Annotated in this window: 13 protein-coding genes; 7 read left to right on the forward strand and 6 right to left on the reverse strand. The window is 38.7% G+C overall.

Annotated features, from left to right (window positions below; translation table 11 throughout):
• Positions 1-376: 376 nt before the first annotated feature.
• The 7 genes from tig to ACSQ7D_RS02405 all read left to right on the forward strand — a co-directional run bounded on the left by tig (position 377) and on the right by ACSQ7D_RS02405 (position 7,498).
• A complete protein-coding gene (gene tig / locus ACSQ7D_RS02375; RefSeq protein ID WP_009751461.1) occupies positions 377-1,705 on the forward strand; it encodes a trigger factor in 1,329 nt (442 codons plus the stop codon).
• Between the two features lie 232 nt (positions 1,706-1,937).
• Complete coding sequence (clpP, locus tag ACSQ7D_RS02380; protein WP_437135233.1) at positions 1,938-2,597, forward strand: ATP-dependent Clp endopeptidase proteolytic subunit ClpP; 660 nt, start codon at positions 1,938-1,940, stop codon at positions 2,595-2,597.
• Positions 2,597-3,829 (forward strand): ATP-dependent Clp protease ATP-binding subunit ClpX, encoded by a 1,233-nt coding sequence (gene clpX / locus ACSQ7D_RS02385; protein WP_289013339.1) that lies wholly within the window; start codon positions 2,597-2,599, stop codon positions 3,827-3,829. Before clpP ends, clpX begins: the two co-directional genes overlap by 1 nt.
• Before the next feature lie 63 nt (positions 3,830-3,892).
• The gene (locus ACSQ7D_RS02390) at positions 3,893-4,495 is read left to right on the forward strand and encodes a thioredoxin family protein (protein WP_437135234.1); all 603 of its coding nucleotides are present in this window, start codon (positions 3,893-3,895) and stop codon (positions 4,493-4,495) included.
• A 30-nt stretch (positions 4,496-4,525) separates the two neighbouring features.
• On the forward strand, positions 4,526-5,164 hold the full coding sequence (locus ACSQ7D_RS02395) for a hypothetical protein (RefSeq protein WP_437135235.1): 639 nt from the start codon (positions 4,526-4,528) through the stop codon (positions 5,162-5,164).
• Positions 5,165-5,168: 4 nt separating this feature from the next.
• Positions 5,169-5,843 carry a tRNA (guanosine(37)-N1)-methyltransferase TrmD gene (trmD, locus tag ACSQ7D_RS02400; protein WP_437135236.1) on the forward strand — a complete coding sequence of 225 codons (675 nt, stop codon included), beginning with the start codon at positions 5,169-5,171 and terminating at the stop codon, positions 5,841-5,843.
• A 26-nt stretch (positions 5,844-5,869) separates the two neighbouring features.
• The gene (locus ACSQ7D_RS02405; RefSeq protein WP_009751476.1) at positions 5,870-7,498 is read left to right on the forward strand and encodes an AMP-binding protein; all 1,629 of its coding nucleotides are present in this window, start codon (positions 5,870-5,872) and stop codon (positions 7,496-7,498) included.
• Here the strand turns inward: ACSQ7D_RS02405 and ACSQ7D_RS02410 are convergent.
• The 6 genes from ACSQ7D_RS02410 to ACSQ7D_RS02435 all read right to left on the reverse strand — a co-directional run bounded on the left by ACSQ7D_RS02410 (position 7,495) and on the right by ACSQ7D_RS02435 (position 15,176).
• Positions 7,495-8,988: a sulfatase gene (locus ACSQ7D_RS02410; protein ID WP_437135237.1), complete on the reverse strand. Its 1,494-nt coding sequence runs from the start codon at positions 8,986-8,988 to the stop codon at positions 7,495-7,497. The two genes, ACSQ7D_RS02405 and ACSQ7D_RS02410, sit on opposite strands and share 4 nt — an antisense overlap.
• Before the next feature lie 265 nt (positions 8,989-9,253).
• A complete protein-coding gene (locus tag ACSQ7D_RS02415; protein WP_437135238.1) occupies positions 9,254-9,526 on the reverse strand; it encodes a hypothetical protein in 273 nt (90 codons plus the stop codon).
• A 157-nt stretch (positions 9,527-9,683) separates the two neighbouring features.
• Positions 9,684-11,513, reverse strand: coding sequence for a HEAT repeat domain-containing protein (locus ACSQ7D_RS02420; RefSeq protein ID WP_437135239.1), 1,830 nt, complete (start codon positions 11,511-11,513; stop codon positions 9,684-9,686).
• 10 nt (positions 11,514-11,523) lie between these two features.
• Positions 11,524-12,969, reverse strand: a complete 1,446-nt coding sequence (locus tag ACSQ7D_RS02425) for an SWIM zinc finger family protein (RefSeq protein WP_437135240.1) — start codon at positions 12,967-12,969, stop codon at positions 11,524-11,526.
• A 333-nt stretch (positions 12,970-13,302) separates the two neighbouring features.
• On the reverse strand, positions 13,303-14,157 hold the full coding sequence (locus ACSQ7D_RS02430) for a hypothetical protein (protein ID WP_437135241.1): 855 nt from the start codon (positions 14,155-14,157) through the stop codon (positions 13,303-13,305).
• A gap of 56 nt (positions 14,158-14,213) precedes the next feature.
• Complete coding sequence (locus ACSQ7D_RS02435) at positions 14,214-15,176, reverse strand: transketolase family protein (protein WP_437135242.1); 963 nt, start codon at positions 15,174-15,176, stop codon at positions 14,214-14,216.
• Positions 15,177-15,227: the final 51 nt, after the last annotated feature.

Consider the following 15,227-nt stretch of genomic DNA (forward strand, 5'->3'; position numbering starts at 1 on the left):
CAAAAGACGAATAAAAGACGAATAAAAGACGAACAAAAGACGAACAAATGACGGTGCGAGCCGCACAGGCAGATAAAGAAAAGACGAAGAAAAGAAGGTGCGAGTCGCAAGGGCAGATGAACAAATGACGAACAATGAATGAAGATAAGGTAAAAGAAACCTCTCCCTATTCACATACTGAGCTGGTGCAAACTTCCTCTCTGAGGAATGTAGCAACGCAAAGAATATTGTGAGATGAAAATGATTAAAAATTTAGGGTGAAGAAAAAAGTAAAATTAATGCTTTTAAAATATAAGAATTAGCATAAAGTTTTGCTATATAAAAAAAATGTACTACTTTTGCAAACTGAAAAATTTGGATTAATATTTTTTAAAAAATGAATATAAACAGAGAGCAAGTAGATGCTTTGAATGCTGTCATTAAGATAGCTATTGAAAAAAACGACTACGCCGATAAAGTAGAGAAAGTACTAAACGATTACAGAAAAACTGCTTCTATTCCTGGATTTAGAAAGGGTCACGTACCTGCTGGTATGATTAAAAGACAGTATGGAAAAGCTGTGAAGTTTGACGAAATCAACCGAGTGTTACAAGACTCGTTATACAAATACATAGGCGATGAAAAACTCAATATTTTAGGTAACCCACTCCCCAAAGAGAAAAAAGACATCGACTTAGATGCCGATGACTTTACTTTTGAGTTTGAAATAGGCTTAGCTCCTGCTATCGAAGTAAACTTGCAACCTAAAAAAGGAATCGTTCGCTACGAAATTACCGTTACTGATGACCAAATCGACAAACAAATAGAACGCATTCAGAAACAATTTGGTAAACTCGTTGCCAAAGGCGAAGTAATAGATGATGACAGTCTTGAAGTAACTGGTACTTTCTTTAACGAGGAAAAAGGTATTGACTCTCAAGCTACTTTCACCTTAGAAGAACTCAGCAATGCTGTTCGCAAAGAGTTTGTAGGCAAAAAGATAGGTGACCAATTTCAGTTGCAAACTAAAGGGTTGTTCAAAGATGCACACAGCTTAATGCACTACCTAAAAGTATCGCACGACGAAGCTCATCACTTAGATGTAGAAGTTACTTTTACCCTGGAAGAAGTGAATGAACGCGAAAAAGCTGCTTTAAACCAAGAATTGTTTAATAAACTCTTCCCTGATGGTTCTGTTACCACCGAAGAGCAATTGCGCAACAAGATAAGAGAAGGTGCTCAACAACAATACAATGAGCAAGCCGACCAGCATTTCTTGAACACTGTTACCGATTATTTGGTAGACAATACTCAGTTTGACCTCCCTGTTGCTTTTCTTAAAAAATGGTTGCGCACTGCTGGTGAAAAAGAACTTACTGAGGAAGAAGCGGAAAAAGAATACGAGCATTCAGAAAAAGGATTGCGTTATCAGCTTATCGAAGGCAAGGTGATGGAAGATAATAACTTGCACCCTAAATTTGAAGAGTTAAAAGACTTTGCGCGCACTTATATCAAAGCACAGTTATCTCAATACGGTATGCCTACCGATGACGATAGTTATGTAGACGGCATTGTAGACCGTGTGTTGCAAAACCGAGAAGAAGTACAACGCATTCAGCAACAATTGGTATTTAAGAAACTCATTGAGTTTTACAAAGAAAATGTAAATACTGATGTAAAGAAAGTTACTTTCGATGAATTTGTAAAGTTAGCTTTCCCTGAATAGAACTTCACAAAAAACATAAAAAACCAGTCCAAAATTGCTAATGATAAATACCATTTCTGTATCTTACTTTGGCAATTTTGGACTACCCTTTTTAGGTAAAAGGCAAGAGATAAAAGGTAAAAACAGCTACACTTAGACAAAGTTTGATATTTTGTAGAAGTCTGTTAATCATTATCTAACCATACTTCCTAAAAAGATAACCTTTAATTATTAACAATTAATCATTAAAAAAGTGAATTTATCAGACGAATTTAGAAAATATGCTACTAAACAGCACGGTGTAAATAGTCTTTACTACGATAAGATTATTGGCAGTATGACCCCTTACATTATGGAGGAACGCCAGCTGAATGTAGCCCAAATGGACGTATTTTCGCGCTTGATGATGGATAGAATCATCTTCTTGGGCACCGATGTAAACGACCAAGTAGCGAATATTGTCACTGCACAATTGCTTTTCTTGGAAAGTGTGGATAGCGCTAAAGATATTCAAATCTATATCAATTCGCCAGGGGGTAGCGTGTATGCCGGCTTAGGCATTTACGATACGATGCAGTTTATAAAACCTGATGTGGCTACTATCTGCACCGGTATTGCTGCTTCGATGGCTGCTGTATTGCTATGTGCTGGAACTGAGAGCAAACGCTCGGCATTGCCACACTCTCGTGTGATGATTCACCAACCTTCGGGAGGTGCACAAGGGGTAGCCAGCGATATGGAAATAAATCTAAAAGAAATGTTGAAACTCAAAAACGAACTCTACGAAATCATTGCCAAACACTCTAAGCAACCTTTTGCTAAAGTGTATAAAGACTCAGAACGCGACTACTGGATGATAGCACGCGAAGCTAAAGAGTATGGTATGATAGACGAAGTGTTAGAAAGAAAATAATGGCTAAAAAAGAAGTAGAATATTGTTCATTCTGCGGTCGTGCAGAACCCGAAACCGAGATGCTAATTCGCGGTATGGCTGGTAATATATGTAACTATTGCGTTGAACAAGCTAATATCATTATAGAAGAGGCATTCGGTACTAAAGCTCAAAAAGGGAAGCCTGTAGTATCGGGTGATATGACCCTGAAAACCCCACAAGAGATTAAAAAATTCCTCGACCAGTATGTAATAGGTCAGGACTTTACTAAAAAAATACTCTCAGTGGCGGTATACAATCACTACAAGCGTTTGCAACAACCCGATGCCGACGATGAAGTGGAAATACAAAAGAGTAACGTGATAATGGTAGGCGAAACGGGTACAGGTAAAACCTTAGTAGCACGCACCATTGCTAAGATGCTAAATGTGCCTATTGCCATTGTAGACGCTACAGTACTCACTGAGGCAGGCTATGTAGGTGAAGATGTAGAGAGTATTCTCTCACGCCTATTACAAGCTGCTGACTACGATGTGGAAAAAGCTGAAAGAGGCATCGTGTTTATAGACGAAATCGACAAGATTGCTCGCAAGAGCGACAATCCCTCTATCACTCGTGACGTATCGGGCGAAGGGGTACAACAAGCACTACTAAAACTCCTCGAAGGCTCTGTGGTGAACGTACCTCCCAAGGGCGGACGCAAGCATCCCGACCAGAAGTATATAGAAGTAAACACCGAACACATCTTGTTTATTGCCGGAGGAGCTTTCGATGGCATTGAGCGTGTTATTTCTAAACGCCTGAATATGCAAGCGGTGGGTTACAACTCGTCTAAAAATACACAAGTAGATAGGAAAAACTTGGTGCAATACATCATACCCAAAGACCTAAAAGACTTCGGTTTGATACCCGAGATTATAGGTCGTTTACCGGTGCTTACCTATATGAATCCATTAGATAAACACGCTTTGCGTATGATTCTTACCGAACCTAAGAATGCCATCATCAAACAGTATAAAAAACTCTTTGAGATGGATGGCATTAAATTTGATATAACAGAAGAAGCGCTCGACTTTATCGTTGAGAAAGCCTTAGAGTATAAACTCGGCGCACGTGGTTTGCGTTCGCTATGCGAGAATATACTCACTGATGCGATGTTTGAGCTTCCTAATTCAGGCGTAAAAGAACTGACAGTAACCAAAGAATACGCTGAGGAAAAACTCAACAAATCAGCTTTGCAAATAGCTTCTTAAATTACAAAAGCAGGTGCGAGCTTGTAGCTCGTGCCTTACCTTTTAATTGTTAATTAATTGAATATGGATACAACACAAATCATTCGCAATAGCCTCCTAAAAGCTGTTTCTTACGAGACCTATCGCAACCTGATAGACAAGTATGCAACAGAAGGAAAATCGAGTGGAGAAGAACAAACCGAAGAACGTATATATTACACTGCTTTAAACCAAAAACGCTACAAACGCTTAGATAAGACCATAGAAATACCTGAAGATAAGGCTCAATTCTTTGTAAACTACCCTAAGAGTGTTTGTTTATTAGTGATTGCCGAAAGTTGGTGTGCTGATGCGGCTCAAATTGTACCCGTCGTACATAAAATAGCGATCCTCAACCCTAAAATCACTATGAAACTTGTTTTTAGAGATGAGAATGAAGAGCTGATGAATCTTTTTCTTACCAATGGAGGCAAAGCCATTCCTGTAGTAGTGTTTTTAGACTTAGAAGATAAGGTATTAGCACATTGGGGCTCTCGTCCGTCAGTAGCTACTAAAATGGTAGAAGAAGAGAAGGCTAAGAATGGTAAACTCACCCCTGAATTCAAAGAAGAACTACAAAAATGGTACAACCAGGACAAAGGAGCCACCATTGTAGACGATTTTACAAAGATAATGAAAACATTGTAACCTCAATTATTAATTTAAAATATAAGTTATATGAAAAAACTAATAATAATGATGGCACTTAGTGCCTTTTCTGCTGTATCAATTAAAGCACAAGATGCAACAACAACTTCATTTAGTTCACAGAAAACTGCTTCAACAACTGTGGAAGTACAGCCTGAAGAACCAAAGCCTACCACCCTACCCGAACAGTTCCAACGTATGATAGACAGAGCAGGGTCTTGGCAAAATTACAAAATGTTTGACAAAGCTAAACTTGCCAGCTTTCAACGCAGTATGGCAGATAGTGTGAATAATATAAAATCACGTCTCGCTGCTGAAAAGGGAAAAGTAAAAACTCACGAAGAAACTATTAAGACACTAAATGATAATATAGCCTCTTTGCAAACTACCTTAGACCAAACCCGCAATGAGAAAGATAGTATGAATCTATTTGGAGCTTTATTATCCAAAGGTTTATACAATACCATTATGTGGGGAATTATTATTGCTTTAGGAGTTCTATTAGTGCTGTATATTTACAAATACTCTAACGGAAATATTGTTACAAGAAAGTCTCTTCATCAATTATCAGAATTACAAGAGGAATACGAGAGCTATCGCAAAGCAGCTATTGAACGCGAACAGAAAGTGCGTCGCCAGTTGCAAGACGAAATAAATAAACATCGTTAGACTGATGCGTATTGATATTATATCAGTTGTTCCTGAACTAATGGAGAGTTCTTTTGGCTACTCCATTATAAAGCGTGCAATTGATAAACAATTAGTAGAAGTACATTTCCACAACCTACACGACTATGCCAATAATGCCTACCGCCAAGTAGATGACTATCAGTTTGGGGGGGGGGCAGGTATGGTGCTAATGATAGAGCCTATCGATAAGTGCATTTCAGCTCTCAAAGCTGAAAGAGATTATGACGAGGTGATATTTCTCACCCCTGATGGAGATACACTGCAACAAAAGATGGCTAACCAACTGTCGTTGGCTAAAAATCTTATCATCTTGTGTGGGCACTTCAAAGGGGTAGACCAGCGCGTACGCGACCACTTTATCACCAAAGAAATATCCATAGGTGACTATGTGCTTTCAGGTGGAGAATTAGGTGCAGCAGTGCTCTGCGATGCAATTATTCGCCTCATCCCTGGTGTCCTCTCCGATGAAACTTCAGCCCTTACCGATTCGTTTCAGGATAATTTGTTGGCTCCACCAGTCTATACACGTCCTGCTAACTACAAGGGTTGGGAAGTACCCGAAATCCTTACCAGTGGCAATACCCCCAAAATAGAACAATGGCGGGAAAATATAGCTTATGAGCATACCAAAGCCAAACGACCTGACTTACTGAAATAACAAAAGAATAACTTAAAATAATCCTTATGAATAAAAACTTAGCTTACACCTATGGAGCTTCCAATATCTCTCTTATAGGAGAAACTATCGACCAGAACCTTCGTAAAACAGTAGAAAAATACCCTAATAAGGAAGCGCTTATATCCGTACACCAGGACTACCGAGTTACTTATACCGAGTTTTATAAGCAAATAACAACGGTAGCGAAAGGGCTTATCGCCTTAGGTGTGAAACAAGGCGATAGGGTAGGTATTTGGTCGCCTAATTGCTATGAGTGGACGCTCTTGCAGTATGCCACAGCCAAAATAGGAGCGATAATGGTGAATATCAATCCTGCTTATCGTACCAGTGAGTTGATTTATGTAATCAATCAATCAGGGATATCATACATCTTTGCTGCCCCTCAGTTTAAAAGTAGTAATTATAAAAAAATGATAGACGATGCGCGTGAGTTTACTGAATCTTTGCGTAAAGAAGTGTATTGGGGAGAGAGTTGGGAATATTTTTTAGCACACGGTGAAAAAGTTACCGACGAGAAACTACTTTCTTTTGAAGAGAGAGTGCAGTTTGATGATCCCGTAAATATACAATATACTTCAGGAACTACGGGCAACCCAAAAGGCGTTACACTTTCTCACCACAATATCCTCAACAACGGTTATTTTATCGGTATCCGAATGAATTATACCGAAAAAGATAGAGTGTGCATTCCTGTACCTTTTTACCACTGTTTCGGAATGGTAATCGGCAATATCGCCTGCACAACACACGGTGCTACTATGGTAATCCCTAATGACAGTTTCGATGCTACTAAAACACTCGAAGCTGTAGAGAAAGAAAAATGTACTTCGCTTTATGGTGTGCCTACGATGTTCATCTCAGAACTGTATGTATTAGACAAACAACCTTATGATTTATCAAGTCTGCGTACAGGGGTAATGGCAGGAGCTTTGTGTCCTCCTGAAATTATGAAACGCGTAAAAGAGCAAATGAATATGCACGAAATAACTATTTGCTACGGTATGACAGAAACTTCACCTGTCTCTACACAAACTAAAATAGGAGCACCTTTCGAGAAACAAATCCACTCGGTAGGAACTATTCACGACCACTTAGAGATTAAGATTATCAATCCTGAGACCAAAGCCATCGTGAAACGAGGTGAGAACGGTGAGCTATGTACCCGTGGCTATTCAGTAATGTTGAAGTATTGGAACAGTCCACAGGCTACACAGCAGGTAATAGACGAACAACGCTGGATGCACTCTGGCGATTTGGCTATGATGGACGATGATGGCTATATTCATATCTCAGGTCGCATTAAAGATTTAATTATTCGCGGAGGTGAGAATATCTCTCCTAAAGAAATAGAAGACTTCCTCTATACCTATAAAGGAGTAATGGACGCGCAAGTAATTGGTGTCCCTAGCAAAAAATACGGTGAAGAAGTTATGGCTTGGATTAAACCTAAAGAAGGGGTTACCCTCACCGAAGAAGAACTCCACGACTTCTGCAAAGGACGCATAGCTCATTACAAAGTGCCTCGTTATTGGAAATTTGTAGAAGAGTTCCCGATGACTATCTCGGGTAAAATACGCAAGGTAGAAATGCGTGAAATATCAGCGAGAGAACTCGGTTTAGAGGACGAAGATTAAGGTAAGGGAACTATTTTCCCTGTCTCTTTATTCATAGGCATCTGCGCCTTTACTTCTTTGAGATAATGGCGTATTTTTTTTGTAAGTTGCTTTGCCTTACGAGGGTACTGCTTAATTAAGTTATGAGCTTCGCTTATATCTTCTTTAATATTGAACAACTGTTTCTCACCCGTTTTGTGCATATATACTAATTTCCAATCGCCTTGCCTTATAGCACTGGAAGCTCCATAACCATAGCCTTCCACTGTATACCAATTGTTAGGACAATGCCAATAAAAGCAACGGTGCTCCTCTCCTACTCTTTTACCTTTTAAGATTGCCAAAAAACTTTTCCCATCTACCTTTTGAGGTACTTTATAGTCTTTTATCTTTGCCACTTCCAAAAGTGTCGGAAATACATCTTCTATAATTACAGGTTGCTCAGTGTGCTTATTTGTGGGTAGTTGTCCTTGCCAAGAGGCTATCATAGGAATACGCACACCTCCTTCATAAGCCGAGCCTTTACCTGCTTGTAGCGGATAGTTATGTGTATTAGGTTTTCCACCACGACCTACGGCACTCAGCCCTCCGTTGTCCGATAGAAACAAAATAAAAGTATCATTTTCTAACTGATGTGCTTTGAGATAATCCAACACATCGCCCAAACTCTTGTCCATAGCTTCTATCATCGAGGCATAACGAGCTTCAATAGGGTTTAAATGCTGATATTTAGTACTGAAACGCTTATCTTCCTCAATAGGAATATGCACTGCGTAATGTGAGAAATAGAGAAAAAACCGACGGTCTTTAGGTCGGTTATCTAATGTTTCGAGTGCTTCTAACGTAAGTGCTTCGGTTACCGAAATATCTTTTCCCCAATATTTTTCGAGGTCAGGAATCGCAAAAGCCGACGAAGGTTGTCCATCAGTACGATTGCCAAAATTAGTAAGCCCTGAATAGCTCGCAGGTCCTCCTCCCGCGTGTCCTGCAATATTCTTCTCAAACCCTAAATTCAACGGATTAGCCCCTAAGGTTTGAGTTGCCCCAAAGTGTGCTTTCCCTATGCAAATAGTGTAGTAACCAGCTTCTTTTAATAACTGAGGAAGCGTTTTAGCATAATAAGCGTGAGGTACATTAGGTATGGGTGAAATACCATTTACATTCCAATCGGGTGGCGTGAGTACGGTATCTTCCACATCGGTAGGGGTATTGTAGTGCAACGTCCAGTTAGTAACACGGTGGCGTGCCGCATTGCTACCGGTAAGTAAACTCACTCTGCTGGGCGAACAAATTGACGCCGCATAACCTTGCGTAAGCTGCACCCCTCGCGAAGCCAATCGCTCCATATTAGGCGTGTGATAAATATCGTTATTAGGAACACGTTCACTCCAAAAAGGCAAAGAAGTGTCTTCCCATCCCATATCGTCTACTATAAAAACTACTATATTAGGGCGTTGTGCTTCAACTGTGAGAAAAAGGAGTGTTGAAGCAAGTAAAAAGAGTGTTCTCATTTCATTTAAAGTTTCAGCAAAGATACAACTTTTCAATTAAACAAAATTATATGTAACTAAAATAATAACTAAATTTCATCTTAGATAGAGTCTAAGTTGATCTTAGATATATTTATTCTTCGTCATTTGTTCGTCTGCCCGTGTGGCTCTTACCGTCATTTGTTTGTCTTTCCTTCGTCATTTGTTTATCTGCCCGTGCGGCTCGCACCGTCATTTGTTCGTCATTTGTTCGTCATTTGTTCGTCATTTGTTCGTCATTTGTTCGTCATTTGTTCGTCATTTGTTCGTCATTTGTTCGTCTTTTGTTCGTCTTTTGTTCGTCTTTTGTTCGTCTTTTGTTCGTCTTTTGTTCGTCTTTTGTTCGTCTTTTGTTCGTCTTTTGTTCGTCTTTTGTTCGTCTTTTGTTCGTCTTTTGTTTGTCTTTTGTTTGTCTTTTGTTTGTCTTTTGTTTGTCTTTTGTTTGTCTTTTGTTTGTCTTTTGTTTGTCTTTTGTTTGTCTTTTGTTTGTCTTTTGTTTGTCTTTTGTTCGTCTTTTCATTATCTGCCTGTCGTGCTACGACTGACCGTGTAACTCGCACCGTCTATCCTATAAGCTTTGCATAAAAATCTTTCTAATTCACTACCAATCACTAACCATTAATCACTAACCATTAATCATTAACCTTTCAATTGTGCTTTCGTATTATCCCTTTTTGTTATCCTCTTTCTATCTCTTCTGCTATTTCTGTAAAGATATCGAATTTTGTTTTTTCGTGTAATTCACGGAATTTCGAAGCGTATTCTTTGGGAAAAAGCTTCCAAAACTCTTTATCTTCTACTATATTGCGATAGTAATACTGATTGTTCTTAGGCAATTTTGCCAACGACTCATATAGCACATCAAACTTGTCTGGTATATTGCGCTTTATGATTAAGCGGTAGATTCGTTCTATGGCGTACGCTGGTTTTTTAACAAGAGCTTTAGTAATTAGGTAATTTACACGTTCACTATCTTCTTCTATACGGTCGAGAATATCGAGTGCATCTATATTGTAGGTGGTGTCTTCTTTTGAACTTGCCAAATAATTGCAAAGCAAATCAGCCCAACGAGGATCTAGCTCTTCTTTTGTAAGAGCCTCTCTATCAAAATACCTCTCACCATAGTTGTTATAGCTATAAGCTGTACCTGCTAGCGCTTCTATTATATTATCTGCTATGATAGCTTTATTAAACTGTGGAGCAAAAACCTCGTATATTTTCTCCTTGCTAAAGTGTCCCTTGCTATCTAAAGCCCGATAGAAATAGTCCGTAGCAAGTACTGATGTCCAAGTATTCGTAAAAATATCAGTAGCGTGTTGTTCGTAGAAAGCTAAAACCTTGTTATTATCGAAAGTATTCAGTACTTCATTTAAACTCGGAGAAATGAAGTAATTGCTTGCCGAACGCTTCTTTGCCATCGTGTTAAATTGCTTATTGCTCAAAATATCTCCCAAAAGTGCATAAGTCTCAGGATAATCTTTGTACTTTAACACTTCTAACTCTATAGGCAATCGGTCAAATATGGCTACTACTGCTTTCTCATCAGTTTCATCCATTGCAAGTAATGCTTCAAAACGTTCACGTACTTTTTGAACGAATGGTTGATAGTGCGAGGGTAGCGGAACTGTAGCAATAGCATTTGCTAAGAGTTCCGCATTTCCTTTCTGTTTGTTAGTGCTGTACAATTCGTAAAGCTTATCAATACTGCGTTTCGTACCGAGTTTAGCCAATGCCTTATAAGCTGTTCCTCGTACCACTTTATTCTTATCGCTTGCTAAACTGATGATAAAGTCTTCTGTTTGCGTATCTTTCTTCTCAGCTATTATGCTAATGGCTTCAGCTTGAAGATTTGGCAAGTCCTCAGCGAATACTTTATCTATCAAGCTATCCATCTCGGTATACTTTAGCTGGTGTAATAATCGCAAACGGCGTACGTTTTCAGTCCTATCCTCTAAACGAAAATCCGATAGCAGGAAAGGGAGCATTGCTTGACCACAAGTGGGAATAATAGTTTGGAGTACATAATCGGCGAGTTCAGTATACTTATCAGCCAAGGCATAGCTCAAATAACCAAAGGTACGAGAATCTTTAAATATACCACGTTCAAAAGCGTCTTTAAGTACTTCTAAACGTCCTGAGTTACTTTGGGTAAGAGCTTGCAATACAGGTTTCAGTTGTAAATACGAATAGGTTGTATTCACATCGGCTATAGATACATTAGGTTCTTGTAGGACTTTTGTAGCTTCTGCTTGTATAGTAACACCTTGTGTATAGAGCACCGAATAGAGCAAAGTGGAAACATTTAATAGCTTTTCGGCAGATTGCTGGCTTTCAACTTGTAGCAATGCTTCTACTTCTTGGGCTAATTTATTAAATACCGGAGCCTTTTCTCCCAATTTCTTCAGTACAGGAATGTACTTCTGTAAGCGAGGGTCATTTTTAGCAAACTTACTTCCTGCTATAAACAGACGATTAAGTTCTTGTTGTAAATCGTATAAAGGTTTCATATCTAATATGCTAATATAATAAACGAATAATTTTATCAGGGGTAATAAGCGACATTGGCTGGGCAGACAAAAGTCCACTAGCTACATCATTATGCATCATTGCTGTGAGGGTGAGCCCTTCGGCGTTGGAGGGCAAAAAAGCTTTCAGATTGCCCGTTGGTGATACAGCCCCTTCTCCTATATCTTTCAAGGTGATAGCAAAACCATTGGCATCTTCTACAACCAAATCCTCCCCTACTCTATAAGCTTTATGCAGTGCCAAAAGTACTACTGGATGCTTATCCATCAGTGGATTTTTTATAGTGTTCTTCACACTCTTGATAGTATCAGCAAACTGAGTCGATGCCCATTGCTTAATGGTAGTAAGGTCTGTTTTTTGTAGAGGACGTTCCGTTATACTGTCTGCTTCCCAACGAATACGAGGATTGGTATCGCCAGGGTAAATATATAAGTCTTTCAGTTGTAAAACACCAAACATAGTGTTCTCTTCCTTGATGTACTTTGCTGCCTTGTAAGGACGATAATTCATCGTTTTGAATATCTTGCCTGTAGTTAGGTTAAGCCATAATCCTTCGTCTACATATTCTTTGCGCGCTTCATTGTCATAACTATTAAACGAAAGCTGTACAAGGCTTGCATTTTCCTCATAAAGTCCATATTGCATTAGCTCTACTAACTTCCATACATAGCCTATCTGCTCTTCAATAGCTGAAGATAGTTCAGGTAACCCTTCTGGATCCTCTTTGCGGGCTTTTAGATATTCAGAGGCTTTTTTTAGTAAAGCTGAAAGATAATTTAAGTTATTTACTACCTCTGTATATTCTTCCTCTTCTACTTCTTCAAGTGACAAAAGTAGGTTATTGAAAGCCGTTTGTATACCGCCTATATAGTAGTTGCCCAATTCTTTTATTTGAGTTCTAAGAGTGGTGCGTAATTTAGCATCTATTGAAGAAAGTCCTGTACTGACTATATCGCGCAAAAGTTTCTGAGCTGTATCAATACCTATAAGCTGAGTGTCTACTTTCTTAACAAAAGCCGTTTTATTTACCTTCTTAGGTTTATCAGCTTTCTCTTTGATAGACTCTTTTTCTTGAGTTTTCTTTTCCTGTCTTTTCTCTATCTTTTCACGCTTAGCAGTAATATCTTCTGGCACCTCACCTTCACTAAATTGACTCTTATCTGCCTCAAAGCAATACAATAAACCAATAGCGTGTTTGCAAGGAAACTGACGACTAGGGCAATTGCAGCGAAACACTGGGTTATGGCTATCTATATAGTCAGCTGAGCAATAATAAGGATTTTTACCACTTCCTGCACATTCACCCCATATAAGGTTCTTTTCAGCATTGATTTTTAGATTAGTAAATTTTCCTTTCTTTTGTAAATCTCGCCCTTTTTTAGCTGCTTCGGCATTAGGAGCGAGTTCTTCAATCTTTTGTTGTGTTACTTCTATCATATTGTATTGTGAATTATATGGTTTTATCGGAACATAAACAATTTATTATCCTTTTATAAAAGTGAAAGCTACAAAACGGAACGCAGTCGATGGCAATGTTTAAGTTCAAGACCTCTATACCCACAAAGGCAAAGACTATAACAAAGTTTTAATTATGATGTGATAAACATCAGCGGGGGGGTAACACACATTCCCCTTATTAAAAACTGTTTGGGTATAGAGCGAAATATCAATGAGTGTGTTTGCTATCTTATGAAAAATCCGTTTTGTAGCTTTCTAAATTGGTATGATGTAAATCTGTTATAGGTCAACTATTTTACACCGCACCAAACCCTATTTCTTTAAAAGATGTTCAATAGTACCTTTATAACTGTTAGGCACTACGATTCTAAAACCTGCAACCGTTTCCTTTATTTTCATCAATTCGGCAGTTCTTTCTACTACTAGAGCAGTTACCTTTTTCTGACGTTCTTGTTGCAACTTTTGAAGTTCTTGTTCATATTGCAATTGAGCGTTATTCTGGAACGTACGAAACTGAGCCTTATAAAAGTTTACCTCACTTTCAACCTCACGATGCTGAGCTAATAGCTGTTCTTGCAGTTCTTGTAGCTCAGCAAGGTCGTACAGAGGTACATTCTTTATTTTAAAAACCTGCTCACCTACTTGCTTTAGGGTAATAAGTTCTTTTTTTGTGAGATTTGCTCGTACTTCATCAAAATTATGAATATACTTCCCGATGTGGGCTGCTTTAGCTTCAGCTTCCTTATATCGTACTACTTCTTCAAGTGATAAAGTTTTGAGGTAATCTTCTATGGTAACCTCTCTAAGCCGATTGAGGTGTTCATAGTCAATTGGTTTTACTTCAGCTTCTGCTTCAAGTTGTATATTGGTTAGCTTTTTTGCTAGCACATCTAATCGGGCTTCCTTCTCCTTAATTGCCGTACGCAAATAAGCTGAGATTGCATATAGCGACCCTATTTCAGTGAGCTTACCTCCGATATCATCTACCTTCTCAAAGTTATCCAAAGGTTCCCCATCAATACTTGAAGTATGAGTTTCAATAGTATTAACAAGATCTTGAATGGGTTTAAGTCGTTCTTTAATACGCTCACATACGTAGTTAGCCTCTGATGAGGTAAGTCCAGAGGTATTAAAATAAGGATTCTTGGTTTGTAAATAATCTATCATAAACAATTTGCTTTTTATTTGTTTTATCAAATAAATTAGTAGTTTTTTATCTTCCCTTAATGGGTAGTTTTCCTTTTGAGTACCTTCTCAACAGCTTTCAAAATACCTTCTTTGTCTAAACCGTACTTTTGCATTAGCTGAGCGGGAGTTCCACTTTCACCAAAGGTGTCGTTTACAGCCACAAATTCCTGTGGAACAGGATAACGCTGTGTAAGCACACGAGCTATGCTCTCACCTAATCCACCATAGTAATTATGCTCTTCACAAGTTACTACTGCTTTAGTTTTCTTTACTGAAGTAAGAATAAGCTCTTCGTCTAACGGTTTAATAGTGTGGATATCGATAACTTCTGCTGAAATACCTTTTTGCTCCAATTCCTCACAAGCCAAAAGAGCTTCCCATACCAAATGCCCTGTAGCGATAATAGTAACGTCCTTTCCTTCGTTTAGCAAAATACCTTTTCCTATTTCAAAGGTTTGGTCTTCAGGAGTAAAGTTTGCTACCGTAGGACGACCGAAACGTAGGTAAACAGGACCTACATAATCAGCAATGGCAAGAGTAGCAGCTTTTGTTTGATTGTAATCACAAGGATTGATAACTACCATATTAGGAAGCATTTTCATCAAACCAATATCTTCTAATATTTGATGGGTAGCTCCATCTTCTCCGAGAGTAAGCCCAGCGTGAGAGGCACAAATTTTTACATTTTTATTTGAATAAGCTATCGACTGCCGTATTTGGTCATACACACGCCCTGTAGAGAAAGCTGCAAAGGTGCCTGTAAAAGGTATTTTACCTCCAATAGCAAGACCAGCAGCAATACCCATCATATTTGCCTCAGCAATACCTATTTGAAAGAAGCGCGTAGGGTTCTCCTCGATAAATTTTTCCATCTTCAATGAGCCAATCAAATCGGCACAAAGAGCAACTACATTAGGGTTGTTGCGTCCTAACTCAGCAAGTCCTGCCCCGAAACCACTTCGGGTGTCTTTTTTTCCTGTATCAATATATTTTTTCATCGGTAAATGAGTGTTTTTCTTTTTGAGCGACAAAAGTAATACTTTTTATCT

It is taken from the genome of Capnocytophaga sp. G1920, assembly GCF_051417515.1.